The organism is Benzoatithermus flavus, from assembly GCF_037908215.1.
GTDB lineage: Bacteria > Pseudomonadota > Alphaproteobacteria > Geminicoccales > Geminicoccaceae > Benzoatithermus > Benzoatithermus flavus.
This window is the reverse complement of sequence record NZ_JBBLZC010000008.1, coordinates 156,233-178,159: the sequence shown is the minus strand read 5'-3', so window position 1 is coordinate 178,159 and position 21,927 is coordinate 156,233. Positions and strand designations below refer to the sequence as shown.

20 protein-coding genes and 1 tRNA gene are annotated in these 21,927 nt (G+C 68.9%); 7 read left to right on the top strand and 14 right to left on the bottom strand.

Annotation, left to right across the window (positions count from 1 at the left end):
* Positions 1 to 5 precede the first annotated feature (5 nt).
* From U1T56_RS10450 to U1T56_RS10415, 8 genes are all read right to left on the bottom strand, one after another.
* Positions 6 to 1,208: a diguanylate cyclase domain-containing protein gene (locus tag U1T56_RS10450; protein WP_418159408.1), complete on the bottom strand. Its 1,203-nt coding sequence runs from the start codon at positions 1,206 to 1,208 to the stop codon at positions 6 to 8.
* A 129-nt stretch (positions 1,209 to 1,337) separates the two neighbouring features.
* Positions 1,338 to 2,120 (bottom strand): tellurite resistance TerB family protein, encoded by a 783-nt coding sequence (locus U1T56_RS10445; RefSeq protein ID WP_418159407.1) that lies wholly within the window; start codon positions 2,118 to 2,120, stop codon positions 1,338 to 1,340.
* A 203-nt stretch (positions 2,121 to 2,323) separates the two neighbouring features.
* Positions 2,324 to 2,536, bottom strand: coding sequence for a hypothetical protein (locus U1T56_RS10440; RefSeq protein WP_418159406.1), 213 nt, complete (start codon positions 2,534 to 2,536; stop codon positions 2,324 to 2,326).
* A gap of 27 nt (positions 2,537 to 2,563) precedes the next feature.
* Positions 2,564 to 3,694 carry an acetoin dehydrogenase dihydrolipoyllysine-residue acetyltransferase subunit gene (locus U1T56_RS10435; RefSeq protein WP_418159405.1) on the bottom strand — a complete coding sequence of 377 codons (1,131 nt, stop codon included), beginning with the start codon at positions 3,692 to 3,694 and terminating at the stop codon, positions 2,564 to 2,566.
* On the bottom strand, positions 3,691 to 4,719 hold the full coding sequence (locus U1T56_RS10430) for an alpha-ketoacid dehydrogenase subunit beta (RefSeq protein ID WP_418159404.1): 1,029 nt from the start codon (positions 4,717 to 4,719) through the stop codon (positions 3,691 to 3,693). The genes U1T56_RS10435 and U1T56_RS10430 overlap by 4 nt, the downstream gene beginning before the upstream one ends.
* 11 nt (positions 4,720 to 4,730) lie before the next feature.
* Entirely contained in the window at positions 4,731 to 5,696 is a 966-nt protein-coding gene (locus U1T56_RS10425; RefSeq protein WP_418159403.1) for a thiamine pyrophosphate-dependent dehydrogenase E1 component subunit alpha, read from the bottom strand.
* Positions 5,697 to 5,862: 166 nt separating this feature from the next.
* Positions 5,863 to 6,288: a hypothetical protein gene (locus U1T56_RS10420; RefSeq protein WP_418159402.1), complete on the bottom strand. Its 426-nt coding sequence runs from the start codon at positions 6,286 to 6,288 to the stop codon at positions 5,863 to 5,865.
* A 111-nt stretch (positions 6,289 to 6,399) separates the two neighbouring features.
* A complete protein-coding gene (locus U1T56_RS10415; RefSeq protein WP_418159401.1) occupies positions 6,400 to 6,957 on the bottom strand; it encodes an HNH endonuclease in 558 nt (185 codons plus the stop codon).
* Between the two features lie 207 nt (positions 6,958 to 7,164).
* Between U1T56_RS10415 and U1T56_RS10410 the strand changes: the two genes are divergently transcribed.
* Complete coding sequence (locus tag U1T56_RS10410; RefSeq protein ID WP_418159400.1) at positions 7,165 to 8,277, top strand: MBL fold metallo-hydrolase; 1,113 nt, start codon at positions 7,165 to 7,167, stop codon at positions 8,275 to 8,277.
* 87 nt (positions 8,278 to 8,364) lie between these two features.
* Here the strand turns inward: U1T56_RS10410 and U1T56_RS10405 are convergent, their stop codons facing one another.
* Entirely contained in the window at positions 8,365 to 9,276 is a 912-nt protein-coding gene (locus U1T56_RS10405) for a trypsin-like serine peptidase (RefSeq protein WP_418159399.1), read from the bottom strand.
* A 164-nt stretch (positions 9,277 to 9,440) separates the two neighbouring features.
* Here U1T56_RS10405 and U1T56_RS10400 point away from each other — a divergent pair, with 164 nt between their 5' ends.
* The 5 genes from U1T56_RS10400 (at position 9,441) to U1T56_RS10380 (ending at position 15,333) form a co-directional block, all read left to right on the top strand.
* The gene (locus U1T56_RS10400; RefSeq protein ID WP_418159398.1) at positions 9,441 to 10,088 is read left to right on the top strand and encodes a glutathione S-transferase family protein; all 648 of its coding nucleotides are present in this window, start codon (positions 9,441 to 9,443) and stop codon (positions 10,086 to 10,088) included.
* Positions 10,089 to 10,182: 94 nt separating this feature from the next.
* Positions 10,183 to 11,175: an N-acetyltransferase DgcN gene (dgcN, locus tag U1T56_RS10395; RefSeq protein WP_418159397.1), complete on the top strand. Its 993-nt coding sequence runs from the start codon at positions 10,183 to 10,185 to the stop codon at positions 11,173 to 11,175.
* The gene (gene dgcA, locus U1T56_RS10390) at positions 11,175 to 12,158 is read left to right on the top strand and encodes an N-acetyl-D-Glu racemase DgcA (RefSeq protein WP_418159429.1); all 984 of its coding nucleotides are present in this window, start codon (positions 11,175 to 11,177) and stop codon (positions 12,156 to 12,158) included. Before dgcN ends, dgcA begins: the two co-directional genes overlap by 1 nt.
* Positions 12,159 to 12,843: 685 nt before the next feature.
* Complete coding sequence (locus U1T56_RS10385; RefSeq protein ID WP_418159396.1) at positions 12,844 to 14,904, top strand: sensor histidine kinase; 2,061 nt, start codon at positions 12,844 to 12,846, stop codon at positions 14,902 to 14,904.
* Between the two features lie 36 nt (positions 14,905 to 14,940).
* Positions 14,941 to 15,333, top strand: a complete 393-nt coding sequence (locus U1T56_RS10380; RefSeq protein ID WP_418159395.1) for a response regulator — start codon at positions 14,941 to 14,943, stop codon at positions 15,331 to 15,333.
* Positions 15,334 to 15,358: 25 nt separating this feature from the next.
* Here the strand turns inward: U1T56_RS10380 and U1T56_RS10375 are convergent, their stop codons facing one another.
* The 5 genes from U1T56_RS10375 to U1T56_RS10355 all read right to left on the bottom strand — a co-directional run bounded on the left by U1T56_RS10375 (position 15,359) and on the right by U1T56_RS10355 (position 20,383).
* Positions 15,359 to 16,318 (bottom strand): sulfotransferase domain-containing protein, encoded by a 960-nt coding sequence (locus tag U1T56_RS10375; protein ID WP_418159394.1) that lies wholly within the window; start codon positions 16,316 to 16,318, stop codon positions 15,359 to 15,361.
* A 186-nt stretch (positions 16,319 to 16,504) separates the two neighbouring features.
* A complete protein-coding gene (locus U1T56_RS10370; protein ID WP_418159393.1) occupies positions 16,505 to 18,406 on the bottom strand; it encodes a potassium transporter Kup in 1,902 nt (633 codons plus the stop codon).
* A gap of 393 nt (positions 18,407 to 18,799) precedes the next feature.
* Positions 18,800 to 18,892 (bottom strand) — tRNA-Ser (locus U1T56_RS10365).
* Positions 18,893 to 18,942: 50 nt separating this feature from the next.
* On the bottom strand, positions 18,943 to 19,434 hold the full coding sequence (locus U1T56_RS10360; RefSeq protein WP_418159392.1) for a YbaK/EbsC family protein: 492 nt from the start codon (positions 19,432 to 19,434) through the stop codon (positions 18,943 to 18,945).
* Positions 19,435 to 19,750: 316 nt separating this feature from the next.
* Positions 19,751 to 20,383: a flavin reductase family protein gene (locus U1T56_RS10355; protein WP_418159391.1), complete on the bottom strand. Its 633-nt coding sequence runs from the start codon at positions 20,381 to 20,383 to the stop codon at positions 19,751 to 19,753.
* 356 nt (positions 20,384 to 20,739) lie between these two features.
* On the opposite strand from U1T56_RS10355, the gene U1T56_RS10350 reads away from it, so the two are divergent.
* Positions 20,740 to 21,924: a type III PLP-dependent enzyme gene (locus U1T56_RS10350; protein WP_418159390.1), complete on the top strand. Its 1,185-nt coding sequence runs from the start codon at positions 20,740 to 20,742 to the stop codon at positions 21,922 to 21,924.
* Positions 21,925 to 21,927 lie beyond the last annotated feature (3 nt).

Sequence of the window (21,927 nt, the reverse complement as noted above, 5' to 3'; positions counted from 1 at the left end):
CGGCTTCAGTCCGCCGGCAGCTCGGCGGTGAAGCGCCAGCCGGCCCGGTCACGCTTCGCCGCATAGAGCGCCCGGTCGGCATGGCCCAGCACGTCCTCGGGTGTCTCGCCGTCGCCGGGAAAGAACGCGACACCGATGCTGACCCCGATCGGCACCTCGGCAGCCTCGAGCCGCATCGGGGTCGTGAGCGCCGCGACGATGCGGCGGGCGAGGCGCAGCACCGGGGCCGGGCCCTTGAGCTCGCCCGCGACCACGGCGAACTCGTCGCCGCCGAGCCGGGCGACGATGTCGCTGCGGCGGACCGTGCGCCGCAGCCGGTCGGCCACCTCGACGAGCGCCGCATCGCCGGCCGGGTGGCCGTGGCGGTCGTTGACCGCCTTGAAGCCGTCGAGATCGAGCACCAGCACGGCGACCGGCTGGCCCGTGCGCCGGGCGCGGGCGATGGCGTGGTCCAGCGCCTCGGCGAGCGCTCGCCGGTTGGGCAGGCCGGTGAGCGGATCGTGAAGCGCCAGATGCTCGAGCCGCAGCTCGGCCTCCTTGCGCGCGGTGATGTCCGCCGACAGGCCGACGATGCGCGCCGGCCGGCCGTCGGCGGCGCGCTCGGCCACGGTCGCACGCTCTTCGATCCAGGCATATGTACCGTCGCGGCGGCGCACCCTGTATTCCAGCCACATCTGCGGCCGCTCGCCCTGGCAGCACTGCTCGTAGAGGTCGCGGACCCGGATACGGTCGTGCGGATGGATCAGCTCGACCAGCTCGGGAAGATCCCGTGCGCCATCGCCGGGGTCCCGGCCCAGGCGGGTGAGGCAGATCGGATCGAAGCGCACCCGGCCCGTGGCGATGTCGCTTTCCCATATGCCGAGCTCGGCCGCTGCGAGCGCCCGCCGCAGGCGTCGCTCGGCCGTGTCGTCACGAACGAACGTGACCAGAAGCAAGGATTGTTCCGAGAGAGCATCCGGCATCGCCCGGACGACGGCACGGTAAGGCAGCGCCTCCGGCCCCAGCGTCACCTCCTCCTCGCTGCCGGGGGACACGGTCGCGAGCGTCGGCAGGATGCGCTCCAACGATGATCCGACGAGATCGTCGGGCGCGCAGCCGAGAAGATGCGCCAGAGGCTCGTTCACCGCCTCGACGACGAGACCGCCCGCCGGCCCCCGGCCGAGCGCAGCGACGGGGGCTGCGATGGCAGCGAGAATCGGATGCAGCATCGACGCGAGGTCCGCTCGAGATCACCGATCCCGCATTGTCTTCTGCAGCGCTTGCCGCGACAAGAACATGATGGCCCTCTGCGACACCCCGCTGCTCGGGTGCCGGTGCGCAGCCGTGAACGCGACGTCTCAGACGGCGGCGGCCTTCACGCCGAGCACGCTCTCGATGTGCTGCCGCGCCGCCGGGGTCAGCTCGAGCGTCGTGGCGAGGCGGTCGAGATAGGAGCGCTCGGCCGGGGTGTCGACCTCGATCGCCAGCAGCGAGGCGGCATAGACCTCGGCGGCGAGATCGGGCGCTTCGACCTGGGCCGCGAGCCCTTCGAGATCGAGCGGTCGGCGCATCTCGGCGAGGACGAAGTCCTTGGCCTCCTGATCGGCGCCGGCCTCGTCGAGCTTGCTCAGGATCCGGTCCATTTCCCGACCGTCGATTTGGCCGTCGGCCTTGGCGGCATTGATCATGGCCTGGAGCAGGATCTGGCTCCGGCTGCGCAGCACGGCCTCTTCCCCAGGGGTCTTCGGCTCGCGCACACCGAGCGGCAGATCCTCTCCCGCGGCACCGGCTCCGGACCGGCCGGCCGCGGCGCCGGGGAGCCGTCCCTGGAGCGCCTGATAGGCGATCTGGCCCAGGAGCGCCAGGGCTGCGCCGCCGAGCGCCCCGCGCGCCGCCGAGCCCTTGGCACCACCGAGGATGGCGCCGGCGAGAGCGCCGAGCCCGCCGATGGCGACCGGGTTGCCGGCCTGCGCCTGCTGCTTGGTGTCGCTCGCCGCCTGACCGGCTGCAGCGGTGATCCGGCTCAGGAGCGAGCCGCCGTCGGCCTGAGGTGTCTTCAGCGCATGCTCGATCCGCTGCGATGTGGAAGGTGCAAGCCCCGCATCGATGAGGCCGCCGAGAATGCTGCGCATGTCGATCATGGGTTCGTCCTCCCTGCCGGCACGACGATGCTGGAGCACGTCGCACGGGATATGCCGGGTCGATGGTCACGAAGTGGTCCATGCCGACGATCGGGACAATCGCGCAGGCGCAAGAAAAACGTCCGGAACGGCGAGAACGGGGCCGAGCACGACCGCTTGGTGACGGCGCGCACGGAATTGGCCTTCCGATCGGTGGCAGGCCGTCAGAGGGCAATCGCGATGCAGACCACGGGAACGACGATGTGGCGCGCGGCATCGCTCGGCACGACGGTGGTGGACGCCGCCATGCCGGGCACCGATACGGTCGCAGCCGAGGCGGCTATGGCGACGGATGGAACGATGCCGCCGGCAATACCATCGACCGGATCGTACAGGTCGGACGGGTCGCTCGCCAGGCGGATGAAGGACCGCCGCACCGAAAGCGGCGCGGCGGCATGGCGGTCTCAGCCGGCTCTTCGGACGATCTCCTCGATCAGGGCATTGACCTCCTGCGCCTTCTCCATGTGCGCAAGATGCCCCGCCCCCTCGAGGATCGTGACCTTGACGTTCGCCGGCAGGCCCTCGGCGTGCGCGACCGGCACCACCCGGTCTTCTGCCCCCCAGATCACCTGCACGGGATGCCGCACGCCGTCCACTTGTCCCTTGAGCACCAGCGCCTGGCGCCCGTTCGGGAACAGGGCCTCGCGCATGATCTTGAGCGCCTGCTCGACCCCGTCCAGGCGCTTGTACTTGAGGACATCTTCGATCATCTCTCCGGTCACGAGATCGGGATTCGCCACCAGCATCTGCAGCACCGGCTCCATCTTCTTGCGCCGGTTGGCGGCGATGAACCCGTCGATGTAGTCCATCGAGATGTCGGGCCCGAGCCCGGCCGAGCAGATCAGCGTCGCCGAGGCGACGTGCTCGGGATGGTGCAGGGCGAGGTTCAAGGCCACGGCACCGCCCATCGAGTGCCCCACCAGATGTGCCCGGTGCACGCCCAGTGCCGCCAGGAAGCCGAGCAGGGCCTCCGACATGGCCTGTACCGTGCCGGCACCTACCTCCTTGCTCGAGCCGCCATGGCCCGGCAGGTCGACGGCGTAGGTGGTGTGCTTCTCCGCGATGGCCGGCTGGTTGAACAGCCAGTTGTTGAGATCACCTCCGAACCCGTGCACGAAGACCACCGGGACGCCTTCGGCCTCGCCCATCTCGAGGTAGCGCAGGCGCCGCCCAGCCACCTCGACGAACGCCGGCTCGGGGCCGGCGCTGGCTATGCTCGCCGCCTGCGCCTCGGCGAACTTGGCCTGGAAATCGGCAATGAAGGCCTCGATCGCCGCATCGGAAACCGAATCGTCCGCCACCACGCCCAGGAGCGCGCCTACGGGCGTGGTCTCGCCTTCGCGCACCACCTTCTTGCGCAGCTTGCCGCTGACCGGGCTCTCGAACACGTTGGCGATCTTCGAGGTCTCGATGTCCAGGATCTCCTGGCCCTTCTCGATCGCCTGCCCCTCCTCGACATGCCATGCCGCGAGCAGCCCCTCCTGCATGGCGAGGCCCCATTTGGGCATGACGATGGTCTGGATGGCGTCGCTCATTCCGCCGCCCTCGCCATGTCCGCCCCGAGCGCGGCGCGCACCGCCGCCTCGATCTTCCCTGGGCTCGGGATGTAGAGGTCCTCGAGCGCGGCCGAGAACGGCACGGGCGCGTGCGGAGCGGTCACCAGCTGGGGTGCGGCCTTGAGCTTGCCCCACAGGTTCGAAGTGACGAGCGCCGCGATATCCGTCGCCAGCGAGCAGCGCGGGTGCGCCTCGTCCACTACCACCAGCCGGCCGGTCTCCCCCACGGTCTCGAGGATGGTCTCGGCATCCAGAGGCGAGGTGGTGCGCGGGTCGACCACCGTACAGGAGATCCCCTCCTTCGAAAGCTTGTCGGCGACCTGGTTCGAGAAGTTCACCATCCGCCCGAAGGCGACGATGGTGACGTCATCGCCCTCGCGGGTGACGTTGGCTTCGCCGAAGGGGATGGTGTAGGGCTCGTCCGGCACCTCCGCCTCCTCGTCGTACATGGCCTTGTGCTCGAAGAAGATGACGGGATCGTCGTCGCGGATCGCCTGGATCAGCAGACCCTTGGCCTCGTAGGCGTTGCTGGGCAACGCCACCTTCAGGCCCGGGATGTGGGTGAACAGCGGATAAAGGCACTGGCTGTGCTGGCTGGCGGCACGAAAGCCGGCACCGTACATGGTGCGGATCACCAGAGGGGTCACCGCCTTGCCGCCGAACATGTACTTGAACTTGGCGGCCTGGTTGAAGATCTGGTCGAAGCACACTCCCATGAAGTCGACGAACATCAGCTCGGCCACGGGCCGGAGGCCGGTGGCCGCCGCCCCCACCGCGGCACCGATGAAGGCGCTCTCGGTGATGGGGGTGTCGAGCACGCGCTCGCGGCCGAACTTCGGCATCAGCCCCTTGGTGACGCCCAAGGGCCCGCCCCAGGCATCGTCCTCGCCGGGCGCACCCATGCCGCCGGCGACGTCCTCGCCCATGAGGATGACCCGCGGATCGCGCTCCATCTCCTGGCGCAGCGCCTCGTTGATCGCCTGCCGGTAGCTCTTCTTGGCCATGGCTGCTGCCCTCAGTAGGAGACGTAGACGTCGGTGAGGAGGTCGGCTTCGGTCGGCGGCGGTGCCGACTTGGCCGCGACCGTGATCTCGTCGATCAGGGACCGGACCTCCTGGTCGACGGCATCGAGCGACTCGGGATTCAAGAGCGCCGCCTCGATCACGCGCTGGCGGAACAGCTTCAGGCAGTCCCGGTCGGCGCGGATGCGGGGCACCTCGTCGACGTGACGGTAGGTCATGGCATCGCCCTCGAAGTGGCCGTAGTAGCGGGCGAAGCGGACATGGACCAGGCTGGGGCCACCGCCGTTCCTGGCGCGCTCGATCACCTCGCGCGCGACCTCGTGGACGGCGAAGAAGTCGTGGCCGTCGACCTCGTAGCCGGGCATGCCGAAGCCGGCGGCCCGGCCGAGCTGGCTGCCGGCGACCGACCAGGAGGAGGCGGTGGATTCGGCGTAGCCGTTGTCCTCGACGACGAAGATGGCGGGCAGGTTCCAGACCTTGGCGAGGTTGTAGCTCTCGAGCGTGGTGCCCTGGTTGGAGGCGCCGTCGCCGATGAAGGCGATCGCGACCCCGCCGGTCTTGAGGGTCTTGGCGGTGAGCGCCGCACCGCAGATGAGGGGTGGACCACCGCCGACGATGCCGTTGGCCCCCATCATGCCCATGGCGAGGTCGGCAATGTGCATCGAGCCGCCCTTGCCGCCGCACAGGCCCTCCTTCTTGCCGAAGATCTCGGCCATCATGCCGCGAACGTCGCAGCCCTTGGCGATGGAGTGGCCGTGGCCGCGATGGGTGGAGGCGATGTAGTCCTTCTGGGTGAGGTGCAGGCAGAAGCCGACGGCGCTGGCCTCCTCGCCGGCATAGAGATGGACGAAGCCCGGGATGTTGCCGGCGGCGAACTCCTCGTGCACCCGCTCCTCGAACTCCCGGATCGTGCGCATCTGCCGATACGCCCGCAACAGATCCTCGCGACTTAGCTGCATGCCTACTCCCCGATCGTCGTTGGCGCGCGGAGGAACGGCACCGACCACGCCGGTGAATCGGCCTCCCTCGCCGCTGGACCGGCCCGTGGTTCTGACCCGGGCTTCATCGTCTGAGCTTCGCGACTGCGCTTCTGGGTGTCAAGACACCGTGGCGCAGAGGTCTCCGTCAGAAGGTGGTACGGGCCTCGACCCAAACCACGAACGCGTAGAGGCGGGCCAGGAGCTGGTAGCAGGCGGCTCCGACGAGGAGCACGGCCGCGAGCCGCGGCATGCTTCCGACCTCGAGCGCGTTGCCGAGACAGGCGACCGCGAGCGCCAGCGACAGGCCGTGGCCCAGGGGATGCTCGACGAGCGAGCCCGTCAGGTGAACGGGAAGGGCATCACGCAGCGCCGGATCGAAGCGCAAGGATCCGTCGCTCGACCGAGAGACACCCGGCAGGCGGACGAGCGCTCGCGGGTCGGCCTGGCCGGTGATGCGGGCGAGATCGGTCCAGGCCGGGGAGCCGGCCCTGAGTCGCGCCTCGCGGCGCGCGAGCTGAATCGAAGACAGGATGGAGGCGACCAGCACCAGCACCGCCAGCTCGACCAACATGGCTTCCGCTCCACGGCGCCGGAATCCGGGTCGGCCAGCGCCGTCGCCACACGCTCGTCCGCTTCTCAAATCCGCCCGGCCGAGCCTCGGTTCCGCGGCAGCACGTCCCGCTCACGGATCGAGCTCGACATCCCAGTAGAGATAGTCGCGCCAGGACTCGTGCAGATAGTTCGGCGGAAAGGCGCGACCGTTGAGGCGGAGCTGATGCGCCGTCGGCACCAGAGGCCGGGATACCGGATGCATGCCGCACTCCTGAGGCAGGCGGTTGCCTTTCCGGAGATTGCAGCGCGTGCAGGCGGTCACGATGTTCGACCAGCAGGTCCGGCCACCACGCGAACGCGGGACCACGTGGTCGAAGGTGAGCTCGTGCGTGGGGTAGGACTGGCAGCAATACTGGCAGGTGAAGCGATCGCGCAGGAAGACGTTGAAGCGGGTGAAGGGTGGTCGGCGGTCCTGCGGGATGTACTGCTTGAGGGCCACCACCGAAGGCAGGCGAAACTCGGCGCCGGGCGAATGGATCACGCGATCGTAATGGCTCACCACTGCCACGCGGTCGAGAAAGATCGCCTTGATCGTATCCTGCCAGCTCCACAGGGAAAGCGGATAGTACGACAGAGGCTGGTAATCGGCGTTGAGGACCAGGGCCGGGAACGCGGACAGAGGCAGCATGGCGTCCGGCCCGCGCATCAGAAGCGAGGACTTAGAGGATCGGGACGGCCGATTCGCAGCATTCCGGTCTCCTCTGTGCAGATGACCAGCGAGATGAGCGAATTCACAAGCGGAGTTACTCCAACCACGTGATCGTTTCAAGACGGAGCGGTGGTTCCCGATTACCCTCTCTGGCCAAGTCCGACGATACGAGCCATCTCGCTGCTCATGGCTGACGATACCGACAGTTCCGCCTTCGATGCGCCACGATCCGAGGCGCGCCGACGCCTGCTCGCCGGCCTCGCGGCGGCCCTCTCCTCGTGGCCGCGCCGGTCCGGAACGGCTGCCGCGAGCGCAGCGGCCGCGGGCTCCCGTCCCTGGCATCACCTGCCGGACGGCACGTTCCGCAACCCGCCCGGCAGCCCCGAGCGCGGCGGCACCACGGGCGACTGGCTGCGGTTCTTCCTGCGCCGGCTCGGACCGCAGCCGTCCCGACCGACGCTGCCGGCGGGCCACGTGCTGAGCGAGGCCGAAGCGCTGCGCGAGCTGGAAGCGGTCCGCGACCACGACAGCATCACCTGGCTCGGCCACGCCTCGTTCCTGATCCGGCTCGGGGGCCGGACGATCCTGACCGACCCCTTCCTCGGCGAGCGCGCCTCGCCCTTCGCCCGGTTCGGGCCCGAGCGCTTCGCCGGTCCGGGCCTTTCGCCGGAGCGCCTGCCGCCGATCGACGTGCTCCTCCTCAGCCACAACCATTACGACCATCTCGACCTGTGCACGCTGGCACGCCTCGGCACGGCGGGCACCACCCTGATCATGCCGCTCCGGCTCGGCCGCTATCTCGACACGAAGCGCTTCGCAAAAGCGCTGGAGCTGGACTGGATGCAGCGGGTGAGTGTGGGCGGGCTCATGGTCACGGCCGTGCCGGCGATCCATTTCAGCAAGCGCGGCCTGTTCGACCGCAACGGCTCGCTCTGGTGCGGCTATCATCTCGAGAGCGGCGACGGGCGCACGCTCCTGTTCGCGGGCGATACGGCCTATGGGCCGGTGTTCCGGCAGGTGGCGCCGTCGTTCCGACGGCCGGGGCTGGCTCTCGTGCCGATCGGCGCCTACGAGCCGCGCCTGCTCATGCAGGGCTCGCACTGCACCCCGGAGGAAGGGGTGCAGCTCGGTCGGGACTGGGGTGCGGCCCGGTTGTGCGGCATGCACTGGGGTACGATCCAGCTCACGGACGAGCCCCCGTTCGAGCCGCCGCAGCGCTTCCGTGCGGCGGCTGCGGCCGCGGGCTACGAGCCGGAAGCGGTCTGGACGCTCGCGATCGGTGAGACGCGGCTGCTGTGAGGGAAGCGGCGTTCGCGTCGGCTGCGTCGGGCATCTCCTCGATACCGGCACGACATCGATGAATGCCTCGGCGGTGCCAGCCGGTACTCACTCGACCGGCACGAAAGGAGCGAACACGGTGGAACGGGTGACGATCTCGTTGCCGGGCCTATCGGGCTCGACGTTCACGACATTGCAGCCTCTGGAGGTCCCGACATAGTCGGGATCGCCGGTGGACAGAATGCCGGCGACCCGGTTGGTTGCGGCCTCGAGCACGGGCGAGCCGGAGTTGCCGGCGAACGTGTCGAGATTGGCGGTGAAGAAGACCCGGTCGGTGTTGTCCTGGACCGAAGCGTGATCGGCGAGCTTGGCCGGCAGACCGTTGGGATGGCCGATCACGTAGAGCGCGGCGCCGGTGGCGATGCGGCCGGTGCGCCGGAACGCTGCGGGCTGGCGGTCGGTGACGCGACGGTCGAGCTGGATCACGGCATAGTCGTTGCGGGTGAGGTCGTTCTGCTGCCGGGCGAGGATGCGGCGGGCACGGTAGATTCTGCTATTGGGGAGCGTGGTGCGGGCGCGGGTCGCGTCCTGCATGGCGAAGTCGAACACGAAGCGGATGCTCGCCAGGGTCTCGCGGCTGACGCAGTGACCGGCGGTGGCGACGACGGTGGGGGTGAGGAGCACACCCGAGCAGAAGGCGATCGCCGGCTGGCTGGCGAAGCGCTGACCGGGGCACAGGTCCTCCCTGATCCGGAGCGTCGGCCCGAGCAGGGTCGAGGTGCCGTTGCCGTTGTTGCGGATCGAGCCGGCGTCGACGAGCGCTACCGTGTCTCGGGCGACCCTGGCTCTGGCGCCGGCGAGGGTGAAGATCTCGACGCGATCGTCGTGGCCGTAGATGGTCTCGGAGCCGGGCTGCGCGGCGACGACAGCAGTGGAGGCGCCGAGCGCCGCCAAGGCAGCCGTGAGCAGCATCGAGCGGGTGAGCCGTGTTCTCCGCTTCGGCTCGAGCTCCTCGGGCATGATGGTGTCCTCGTTGTCCGGTTCGCCGGGCTTGCAGCCCATTCCGCCTTAGGTGAAGTCGGCAGCCCGTGCAACCGCATCCGAGGCCGGAAACCGGCTTGCCGGCCGGGTGCGTCCGCCGGATAAGAACGGCCAGCAGACCCTCGTGAGGGAGGCCGGTCCTCGTGATCACGCTCTACTATTCCCCCAACGCCTGCTCGATGGCGCCGCACATCGCGCTCGAGGAGGCGGGCGCCTCGTTCGAGGCCAGGCCCGTGTACCTGCGCAAAGGGCAGCACAAGGAGCCCTGGTATCTCGCGATCAACCCGAACGGCCAGGTGCCGACGCTCGTGGTGGACGGCGTTCCGCTCACCCAGAACGTCGCGATCCTGACCTGGATCGGGCGGGCGCATCCCGAAGCCGGCCTGCTGCCGTCGTTCGCCTCGCCCATGGAGGAGGCGCAGTTCCTCTCGCTTCTGGCCTGGCTCGCCTCGTCGGTGCATCCCGCCTTCGGGCAGCAGTTCGCGGCCCCGCGCCTGATCGACGACGCCACCGAGCGCGAGCGGTTCGTGGCGAGAGCGCGGGCGGCCTCGGAAGCGAACCTCGCCCGGATCGACCGCATGCTGGCCGGGAAGGAGTACGCCTTCGGCCGCTTCAGCGTCGCCGACGCCTATCTCTTCGTCTTCCTCCACTGGGCCAAGAACGCGTTCGCTTACGATCTCTCACCTTATCCGAACTACGTGGCGCACCGGGAGCGTCTGCTCGCGCGGCCGGCGGTTCAGCGCGTGCTCGCGCGCGAGCAGGAGGCGATGGCCGCGAGCGACGCCGGCTGAACGCACGGCGCGGCTGCAGCACCGCGGCTTGCGGCGCTGCCCGCGGCTGCTACGCTTCGTCCCGCCCGTGAGCTCCAAGTGCCGGACCAGCGCCATGCAGCCGCCCTATCTTCTGTTCCTCGGCGATGTCGGTGACCAGCTCGCCGCCAAGACGGCGCACGGGATCCTGGAATGGCGGCGGACATGGTGCCTGGGTCAGCTCCGGCTTCCGGGCTGCAAGGCCGATCTCGGCCTGCCCGAGCTGAGCCCGGCCGAGGCCAGGGCGCGCGGGGCCCGCACCATGATCGTGGCGGTCGCCAATTCGGGCGGGGTGCTGGCCGAGCACTGGGTGTCGACGATCGTGACGGCGCTCGAGGCCGGGCTCGACGTCGCGAGCGGGCTGCACCAGCGGCTGGGCGACTTCCCGGCGATCGCGGCGGCCGCCGCCCGCTGCGGTCGCACGCTCACCGACGTGCGCCATCCGAAGCAGCGCTTCAAGACCGGCACGGGCGTGCGGCGTCCCGGCAAGCGGCTGCTCACGGTCGGCACCGACTGCTCCTGTGGCAAGAAGTACACCGCTCTCGCGATCGAGCGCGAGATGCGCGCACGCGGCTGGAAGGCCGACTTCCGCGCCACCGGCCAGACCGGAATCATGATCGCGGGCGAAGGCGTCGCGATCGATGCGGTGGTGGCAGATTTCATCTCGGGTGCCGTGGAATGGCTGACGCCCGCGAACGATCCCGATCACTGGGATGTGATCGAGGGGCAGGGCTCGCTCTTCCACCCGGCCTTCGCCGGGGTCAGCCTCGGGCTCCTGCACGGCGCTCAGCCCGATGCGCTCGTCTTGTGTCACGAGCCCACGCGACGTCACATGCGCGGGCTGCCGCAGCAGCCGCTCCCGTCGCTCGAAGATTGCATCGAGCTCAACCTGCGCTGTGCCCGCCTCACCAACCCCGACGTGCGGCTCGTGGGTCTCAGCATCAACACGGCGAACTTGCCCGAGGGCGAGCGCGAAGACTATCTCGCGCGGCTCTCGGCCGAGTACGGCCTGCCGGCCGTGGACCCGATCGCCACCGGCGTGGCGCCGATCGTGGACCGTCTCCCGTGATGCGCCGGCGGCTCGAGATGCGGCACGAGAGCTGGCCCGTGCGCGGCGGCTTCACCATCAGCCGCGGCACGGTAACGGCGGTCGAGCTCGTCGTGGTCGGGATCATGGAGGACGGAATCACGGGACGCGGCGAGTGCCGTCCCTACCCGCGCTACGGGGAGAGCGTACCGCAGACGCTCGCCATGATCGAGGCCGTGCGGGAGCGGATCGAGGCCGGCGCGAGACGGGAGGAGCTGCTGATGCTGCTGCCGGCGGGTGCCGCCCGGAACGCGCTGGACGCCGCTTTGTGGGACCTCGAGGCGAAGCGGACGGGCCTGCCGGCCTGGCGGCTCGCGGGCCTGCCCGAGCCCGAGCCGCTCGAGGTCTCCTACACGCTGAGCCTGGACACGCCCGAGCGCATGGCCGAGGCGGCTAGGGCTGCTTCGGACCGGCCGATCCTGAAGCTCAAGCTGGGGGGAGAGGGCGACGTGGCGCGCGTCGCGGCGGTGCGGGCCGCGGCCCCCGATGCACGGCTGATCGTGGATGCGAACGAGGCCTGGACGCCGGATCTCTACCGCGAGGCGGCGCCGGTGCTGGCGAGCCTCGGCGTCGAGCTGATCGAGCAGCCCTTCCCGGCCGATCGGGACGACTGGCTCGATCGCCTGGAGCGGCCGGTTCCCTTGTGCGCCGACGAGAGCTGCCACGATGCGACGAGCCTCGAGAGGCTCGCCGGCCGCTACGATGTCGTCAACCTCAAGCTCGACAAGGCCGGCGGCCTCACCGAGGGCCTGCGCACGGCGATGTGCGCCGAGGAGCTGGGCCTCGGCCTCATGGTGGGCTGCATGGTCGCGACCAGCCTCGCCATGGCACCGGCCGTGCTCCTGGCCCAGCTCGCCCGCTGGTGCGACCTGGACGGGCCGCTTCTGCTCGCCCGCGACCGCGAGCCCGGCCTCGTCTATCGCGACAGCATGGTCCTGCCGCCGACCCCGACCTTGTGGGGCTGAGCGGCAGGAGCGCTGTCGGCACGGGCCCTGCCATCGGAGCCGTTTGCCGGATCCTTGCCTGCGGCCGGCAGGGTGGGCGCAGGCGGACGATCCTTCCAGGTGCCACGTGCACGACGGCTCGGCCGGGTTTGCTCGATGAGGCTCGCTTCTCATCCGCTACGGCGCCGGCCGCGCCCACAAGGCTACGACCTGCGAAGCTGGGCTCGAGCTTCCGCTCGTACCATACCCTCGAGGACGAGGCTGCCGGGGCCGCAACGGTCCCCGAGCCTGGGCGACCCATCTCGAGTGCTCGGGAGAAGCTCTACGGATCGTGCGCCGGGCGAGGCCGATATTGTCGCATATCTCACTTTTCATCGAATGATTTCGCGTTGGGATCGAATTATCATAAAACCTCTTGATTTGATCACCCCGGATGTGCAGCTTCCGCTTGTATTGCCGGCCGGGTCTCCCGGAGCCGGTGCCGAAGCATCCATCGCCACCGGGTTTGAGAAGGCTTGATTCTGCCTGGCATCTCCATCGTAGCCGCGCCAATTCGTGCGCCGATCTGCGTATCGGAATACGCAGAATATCGCGCGATGCCGATCTCGAGCCAGAGCAAGCTCGGCTCATGACCGATTTCGGTGCACGGCGCGTCGCGTCACGACGATCATGGGCCGATGATCCCGGCGCGGCCCGATGTTCCATCATGCGACATCCGGTTGGTCCGTCTCGGCGATTGGGCCTGCGCGCCCATCTCCTGGCGCTCGTGCTCGCGGTAGTGGTGCCGGCCCTTCTGTTCGGCGTCGTGGCCGTGACCGAGGTCGCCAGGAGCCACGGCGAGGCCTCCGGAGCACGGCTTCAGAGCACGGCGCGCACAGTGGCCCTGGCGCTCGACAAGGAGGTCGAGGCCTACCTCACGACCCTGACCGCGCTTGCAAGCTCGCCGTTTCTCGACGAGCCCGACCTTTCGGCTTTCGACACCCAGGCGAGGCAGGTGGCGCAGGCGCTCGATACCTGGATCGTGGCGCTCGACGAGAGCCTGCATCAGATCGCCAACACCGCGCTGCCCAAGGGCGCGCCGCTGCCGCAAGCGCCCAGCGCCGGCCCCGCGGCGCAGGTGTTCGCGACCGGCCGCCCGTTGGTGAGCGACGTCTTCATGAGCCGCACGAAGCGTCAGCCGATCGTGGCGGTCCTAGTGCCGGTGGTCCGCAACGAAAAGACGGTCAAGGTGCTGGCGATGCCGCTCTCGCCCGGCAGCCTCGCCCGGATCCTGCACGGGCTCGAACTGTCCAGAGGCAGCTTCGCGGTCCTGATCGACAGCCGGCGAACCATCATCACCCACTCGCGGGACGGCCCCCGCTCCTCCGGACAGCCGGCGCCTGCCTGGTATGCCGATCCGGCGGCCAGCGCCGAGTCTCATGGCATCGTCGTCGGCATCACGCCGGAAGGAGAGAAGGTGGCGCTGGCCCTCCAGCGCCTGTCGTATGGTAATTGGACGGTCGCGGTGGCCGAGCCGCTCGACGCCTACGAGAGCAGCTGGCAGAAGCCGCTGGTCGGCCTCGTCCTTGCCGGCCTCGTGCTGCTGGCGCTGGCGGCGGCGGCGGCGCTGGCGCTGGCACGGCGTGTGCTGCGGCCCGTGGAGGCGCTGGCGCGTCATGCCCGGAGCGTCACGGCCGGCGGCTCCGTCGAGACGGTGCCCAAGGCTACCATCGCGGAGCTCGAGACGCTGCGCAAGGCGCTGGCCGAGGCCGAGATCGCGCTCCGCGACCAGGCCGAGGTCGAGCGGACCGTCGCCCGCGCCGTTCAGGACAACGAGATCCGGCTCCGTGCCGTTCTCGAGCAGATGCCGCTCGGCGTCGCCCTGGTCGAGGCGCCCTCGGGCCGGCGTCTGCTCTGCAACGCCAAGGCCTTCGAAATCCTGGGCGACCCTCCATCCTTCGCGAACGACGGAATCGAGGATGTCCCGGTCGGGGCGATCCATCCCGATGGCACGCCTTACCGGCGCGAGGAGCACCCGATCATGCGCGCGATCCTGCACGGTGAGACGGTGGATCGCGAGGAGATGCTCCATCGGCGCGCCGACGGGACGATCACCCAGCTCGAGATCAGCGCCGCTCCCATCCGCGACGTCTCCGGTGGCATCGTGCTCGCCGTCGGCACCTTCAGCAGCATCGACGCGCGCAAGGAAGCCGAGGAGCAGCACCGGCTGCTCACGGCCGAGCTCAGCCATCGTGTCAAGAACACGCTCGCCGTCGTGCAGGCGCTCATGGTCCAGACCCTCGTCCGCAGCCGCTCGCTCGCCGAGTTCCGCTCGGTCTACGAGGGCCGCCTGCACGCGCTCGCCCGCGCCCACGATCTCCTCTTGCGCAGCGAATGGCGCCATATCGATCTCGTCGCGCTCGTCCAGAACGAGCTCGCCCTCTTCACCCGGAATGCCAGCCGGGTGGAGATCACGGGCGAATCGGTCCTCCTCGGTCCGCGACAGGGCTTGGCGCTGGGCCTCGTTCTCCACGAGCTCGTGAGCAACGCGGTGCGGCACGGAGCGCTCGTCGGCGCCACCGGCCGGATCGAGATCACCTGGACGAAGGAGGACGGGCATCTGCGGCTGCGCTGGCGCGAGCTGGAAGGCCCGCCCGTCCCCGGGAGCCCGGCCGAAGGCTTCGGCCTCGAGCTGATCCGCCGCTCCACGAGCTACGATCTTGGGGGAAAGGCGGAATGCACGTTTGCTTCCGAAGGCGTCACATGGGATATGATGTTCCCGCTTTGAGGTCGAAAAACGCCTGAAGGGAAGGGCCGAGAAGCCGTGACATCGGAGCCGGGCTCCTGCCTCAGGGGCAAGCGGATTCTCGTCGTCGAGGACGAGCTGCTGATCGCGATGACCATCGAGCAGATTCTTCTCGATCACGGCTGCGAGGTGCTGGGGCCGGCCCCCTCGGTAGGCGCCGCGTTGCGCCTGATCGATCGGCAGCCACCCGAGGCGGCGCTGCTCGACGTCAACCTGAGCGGTCATCTCAGCACGCCCATCGCCGAGGAGCTCGCCCGCCGGGCGATCCCGTACCTTCTCGTCACCGGCTATGTCGAGCTCGTCCTCGCCGACCCGGTCCTCAAGCGCGCTCCCTATCTTGCCAAGCCTTTCACGCCAGCGAGCCTGATCCACAAGATGGAGCAGGTGTTCTGCCGGCCGGCCGGGGAGTGACCGGCTCTTCCTCTGTACTCTATCCTCAACACGCCGCCATGGCATCCCGTTTCCAGTGCGTCGTCGACGCGTCTCTGTCCAGCCGCTCGCCGGTGGCGAGCCAGTGGGCGCAGGCCTCGCCCAGCCGCTGGCGGACCATCGCCTCGTAGCGGCGGCAATCGTCCTCGGTGAGGACGTCGTGCCAGCGTCCGTTGGTGCCTTTGTGGACGAAGGTCTGAGCGCCGCCATCCCAGCAGGCTCCTCCGAGCGGCACGCTCTTGCTTCCGTGGGCCTTCATGTGCTCGAAGCTGCAGTGCTCGAGGATCGCGGGCCAGCGCCGCTCGTCGATCGGGATCTCGAGGAACGCCGCGATGCGCCGGATCTGGCCCGGCAGGTCCGCCTTGAGCTCGGCGAAATGGAGGAGCAGCAGATTCGGCAGCCCCCTGATTTCCCACCAGGAGCGAATGTTCTCCCAGAACGACCAGAACGGATAGCCGTCGCCTTCCAGCCATTCGAGGAAATACTGGCGAATCGACGCGGGCGGCTTGCCGATCGGCGGTCCGATGCGGCCGGGCGTGTCGTTGAGCAGCCGGTACCAGAGCTCGTTGGCGTTGGCGTGGTGGTTGTAGAGGCTCCAGACCACGTCGCGGCCATCCCGAGCGATGTAGAGGTACTTGGCCTTGGGCGAGTAGACGAGCGCATCGACCGGCAGGTGTGTCTTGAAGAACCGTCGATGTGTCTGGGCCGCGGCCGCCTCGAGCTTCACCGCCTTGGGCGGCACTCTTAGATCGAGCCAGGGCGACATCTCGGCTACCGGGAGATCCTCCGCCCCTTGGAACAGGAGCTGAGCCACGATCTGCTGGGTCCAGGTCGTTCCCGACTTGGCATAGGTGCCGATCACGATGTCGTCGTCGCGGAACACGAAATCGTTCCAGATGGTCGAGTCGAAGTGGTGGTTGTGCAGCTCGCGGGTCTTCTGTGGCCAGCGTGGCGAGATCCCTGACACGGTTTCGTTCCTTTTCTTTCTCATCGCCCGATCATCGGTTGGCCCTCGATGGCCCTTGGGGTGCGTCGGGCCGCGGACCGAAGGCATCGACAGGCTCGCGCTCTAGCTCCCGCCCGCCTTGTCGGCTGTGACGGCGATCACACGAAGAGCCGAAGCCGCGAGCCGCTCCTCACCCGCAGCGGCTTCTCAGATCTCGATGGGGATGCCGACCTCGACCACCTGATCCAGCGGCAGGCCGAAATAGGCCGCCGACAGCTCGGCGTTCCGACTCAGGAAGGCATAGAGCGCCTCGCGCCAGACTGCCATGCCGGGCCGCGCCGCCGAAGGAATCACCGTCTCTCGGCCGACATAGTAGGTCACCTCGCTGGGATCGATCTCGGGGCACTGCCGGGCCGAAGATGCCAGGATGAGGCCCCAGGGCACGTCCGGCTGCTCCATGAAGCCGAAGCGTAGGACGATGCGGTAGATCCCGGACGCGACGTCGCTGTGCTCGGCCCGGTGCTTCTGGGGAACCCGCGGTACCTCGGCGGTGACGACCGAGACGAGGAACACCCGCTCGTGCAGCACCCGATTGTGCTTGAGATGATGTACCAAGATACGTGGAATGTTCGAGGTCGAGCGGGTCAGGAACACCGCGGTGCCGGGAACGCGATGCGGCGGGTTCGCCTGCAGCAGCGCCTCGAAGCTGGCAGCGGACATCCGCCACGGACCCCGCGCCTGTTCGGCGAGCTGCTGCCCGCGCCACCACGTGAGCATGATGAAGGTGATGCCCGAGGCGACGAGCAGGGGAAACCAGCCGCCGTGTTCGATCTTGACGAGGTTGGCGGCGAGGAAGCCGAAGTCGATCACGAGGAAGAAGGCCACGAGGCTGTAGACGGTCCGGCGCCGCCAACCCCAGCGCCGCGCCACCAGCGCGGTCAGCACGGTCGTGATCACCATCAGGAGCGAGACGGCGAGGCCATAGGCGCCGGCCAACGCGTCCGACGAGCGGAAGGCGGCCACGGTGCCGACCGTGAGCAGGCCGAGCCCCCAGTTCACGAACGGCACGTAGACCTGCCCGCGCTCGTGGCGGGAGGTCTGCACGATGCGCATCCGGGGCAGGAAGCCGAGCTGGACCGCCTGCTGGGTCAGAGAGAAGGCGCCCGAGATGATCGCCTGAGAGGCAATCACGGTGGCCATGGTCGCCAGCACGACGAGCGGCCAGTGCGCCCATTCGGGTGCCAACTGGTAGAACGGGCTGCTGATCCCGGCCGGATCGCCCAGCATGAGCGCTCCCTGGCCGAGATAGTTCAGCACGAGGCCGGGCAGCACCACCGAGAACCAGGCGAGACGGATCGGGAACCGGCCGAAATGGCCCATGTCGGCATAGAGCGCCTCGCCACCGGTCACGGCGAGGAACACGCCCCCGATCACGGCGAGCGCGGTCGCGGGCCCGGCGTCGGCGAGATAGGCGACCGCGTGGGCCGGGCTGATGGCGGCGAGCACGTGCGGCTGGCGGACGATCCCGCCGAGGCCCAGGAGCCCGAGCACGATGAACCAGACCAGGATCACCGGCCCGAAGACGATGCCGACCCGCGCCGTACCCTGCCGCTGCACCGCGAACAGGGCAGCGAGAATGGCGACGGTGATCGGGAGGATCAGGCTCTCGAGATGCGGGGTGTAGATCGTGATGCCCTCGACCGCGCTCAAGACCGAGATCGCGGGCGTGATGGCGCCGTCGCCATAGAGCAGGCCGGCCCCGAGGAGGCCGGCCATGATCGCGTAGGCATGACGCCAGTGCGTGCTCGGGCGGCGGGGATTGAGCAGGGCCAGGAGGGCCAGGATGCCGCCCTCGCCGTGATTGTCGGCGCGCAGCACGAACACGCCGTACTTGACCGAGATGACCAGGATGAGCGCCCAGAGTATCAGCGAGAGCACGCCGAGGACGGCGGCATCGCCCGTGCCGGCCGAGTTCAGCGCCTCGCGGAAGGCATAAAGCGGGCTGGTGCCGATATCGCCGTAGACGACACCGAGCGCGCCGAGGGCGAGGCTGCTCTGCGCCACGGGAAAGGCGCGAGCTGCCGTCGCGGTCTTGCTGGCGGCTACCATGCAGGCTCCGTGCGGATGGTTGCCCGACCGTGGCTCTCGTAGTCCTCAGGCTCCCTTTTCCTCGGCCGTGGATGGCGTCGGCCATGACCTGTCCACGATCACCACATCGTCACATCCTAGACCAGGCTCTCCGGCGGGGAAGCGGCGATCTCGCGGCGATGGGGCCGTTTCCGCCGACGTGGCGGCAATCGCGGGCGGGCTCGAGGTGGTCCATCGGTCTGGATCTGTGTTCGTCAGCGTGGCGAGGAAGCTCCCGCCCGGCGCATTGGTGCAGGCATCGCCGGCTGAGCCCATCGATCGCCAGCCCTCGCCATGGCCTGTATCGCCGTGATACACGCCACGTTCCGGATCACCGGAAAAAAAACCAGAACGTAATCAGGAAGTCGGGAGTTCTGGCGGAGACGGGGGGATTCGAACCCCCGATAGGGCTTTAGACCCTATAACGGTTTAGCAAACCGCCGCCTTCAGCCACTCGGCCACGTCTCCACGGGATGAGCTTGTATCGTCGGCGACGGGCGCATGTCAATCACGGGGGATCAGAGTGTGGCGATGCGCTCCGAGACGATGCCGCCCGTGAGCCCTGCGAGCTCGGGCAGCGAGGTCGCGAACACGCAGTGGGGATGGCCGGCCGCTGCGAACAGACGCTGGAAACGGCCGAGGCTCGCGTCGATGACCGTGGGCAGCCTCGTCAGATGGCCGACCGGCGCCACGCCGCCGATAGCGAAGCCCGTGATGCTCCTGACCTTCGCGGCATCGCAGCGCCTGGCCTTGCCGGAAAGGCCCAGGACCGCGGGCAGGGTCGCGACGTCGCAGCGCCGGTCGCCAGCGACGAGCGCCAGCACCGGAGCATCGTCGATCTCGAACAGCAGCGACTTCACGATCGCTCCCACCGGCACCTCGCAGGCTCTGGCGGCGTCCTCGGCGGTTCGCGCGGTGTCGGCGAGCTCGACGATGCGATCCTCGATGCCTGCGGCCGCGAGCGCATCGCGCACGCGGCGGACGGAGGCGCTGGTGAGAAGGGCGCTCACGGCGAAGACAACTCCATGGTGTGACCCGCGACGGAGCCGATCATCGTCGGGACGCTCCGCTCGCCGACTGACGGTCGAGCGCGAGGCCGCACGATCTCGCCCCACCCGATAACGGAGCGGCGCGCCGTAGCCAAGCCGAGATCACGAGGAGGGTGCAAAACCCGATCGCATGTCGATCGTCATGGGCGGACGAGAAGGGAGTCTCGTGGTCGTGCTCGGGCTCACGAGGCGGACACCCGCCGCCAGAGCGAGGCAACCGGCGCTTCTGGCGCTGCGCGTGGTGGGCGAGCGAAGGCATCGAACGCCGACGATCGGCTCAGCTCTTCCCGTTCTCCTGCCAGCGCGGACGGGTCATGGCGAACACGTCGTGCACCCGCATGTACTGATCGTAGCCGAGGCGGGCGATCGGATCGAGCCGCTCGACCAGCACCCTGCCGTCCTCGATCACCGTATCGGCAATGTGAATCCCGACCACGCGGCCGATGATCATGCGGTTGGGCTGCTCGGGCGAGGGCGATTCGAGCTCGACGATCTGCGAGAGCACGCATTCGAGCTGTACCGGGCTCTCGGCGACGCGCGGCGGCTTCACCACGACCGAGGGCGCCTTGGTGAGCCCGGCATGGGCGAACTCGTCGAAGCCGGAAGGAGCGGCGATCGAGCTCGCGTTCATGGCCTCGCGCAGGTTCCAGGTGGCGAGATTGGCCACGAACTCGCCCGTGGCCTCGATGTTCCTGACCGAGTCTTTGAAGCCGCCGTGCTCGTGAGGGCCCGTGGCCGAGAACATCACCTGCGGCGGCCGGTAGGCGACGGCATTGAAGAAGGAATAGGGCGCCAGATTCGCCCGGCCCTCCCGGTCGAGGCTCGAGATCCAGCCGATCGGGCGCGGCACGACGATGGCGTTGAAGGGGTTCGCGCGCAGGCCGTGCGACTCGTCGGGGCGGTAGAACATCGTGGTGATCCAGACAGGATGAGGTGTCGATCCGGCGACCGGCCGGGGAACGGCTCGATCCGGGGAGACCCGATCGAATTCCGAAGCGCTCGCCGCCGGAACCAGCGGCCGGCCAGCCGGTTCCTGCAACTCGCTTGGGCTGTCGCGGCAGCCGCTCGGCTGCCGGATGCTGGTTTAATCCTTTCTTTACAAAGGTCTAACCAATTTTTGCGACGTTCGGACGCAAGGTAAAATTCCCCTTTACAGGGGGAGGCATCTGCCCCATATGAGGCCCCCGAAAAGAAGCCTAAGCACTGCGGCGCGCGCGGCGGCGGCATTCTGATCGTCTTGACTCTTCCAGGGGTTGGGAGGTCGGTATGGCTGACACCTTCAGGAGCGCTGCGGCGCTGCTTTCGCATCGTTCCCCGGTCGATCCGGTCGTCTGTCTCCGGCCGCACCTGATCAAGGTGCGCGCCCGGCGGATGCTGGACGCTTTTCCCGGCGACGTGCTCTACGCCGTCAAGTGCAACGATGCGCCCGAGGTGTTGCGTGCGCTTTGGGAGGGCGGCGTCCGCCACTACGACACCGCTTCGATCGGCGAGATCCGCGCCGTGCGGGCTCTCCTGCCCGAGGCGCGCTGTCACTTCATGCACCCCGTGAAGAGCGTGGGCGCCATCGCCGAGGCTTACTACGAGCACGGCGTGCGCCGGTTCGTGTTCGACCATGCCGACGAGCTCGCGAAGATCGTGGCGGCCACGGGCTGCGCCACCGACCTCGAGCTGTTCGTGCGGCTCGCCGTGCCGGGCGAGGGAGCGTTGCTCACGCTCACGGGCAAGTTCGGTGTAGGAGTCGAGGAGGCGAGCTCTCTCGTCCGTGCTGCCCGGACTTACGCCAGGGAGGTGGGCATCACCTTCCACGTCGGCTCGCAGTGCGTCGACACGGGCGCCTTCGCCCGGGCGATCGGTCTCGCCGCGGAGGTGGTGCGCCGGGCGGGGCCCGTCGATCATCTCGACGTGGGCGGCGGCTTCCCCGCCGTCTACAAGGGCGACGAGCCCCGGTTCGAGGCGTTCGTGGCGACCATCGTCGAGGCGGTGACACGGCACGGGCTGAGCTGTCGGCTGCAGTGCGAGCCCGGCCGGGCGCTGGTTGCGGACGGCGCTTCGGTCCTGACCCGGATCGAGCTGCGCCGGGGCGAGAGCCTCTATCTCAACGACGGCGTCTACGGGAACCTGGCCGAGCTCAAGTGGGTCGGCCCGCAGTTTCCGCTGCGCCTCGTGCGGCCGGGCCGCACCGTCGACCATCGCCTGGTCGGCTTCGACCTTTTCGGGCCCACCTGCGACAGCATCGACAGCATGCCGGGCCCGCACTGGCTGCCGGCCGATGCCGACGACGGCGACTGGGTCGAGGTCGGGATGATGGGCGCCTACTCGAACGCGCTGAAGACCCGCTTCAACGGGTTCGAGAGCGATCGGATGGCCTTCCTCGAGGATGCGGGCTGGTATCTCAAGGACCCCTCGCGGCCGGAAGCGCCGCGAGCGGCACTCCACGCCCGGGCGGCTTGAAGG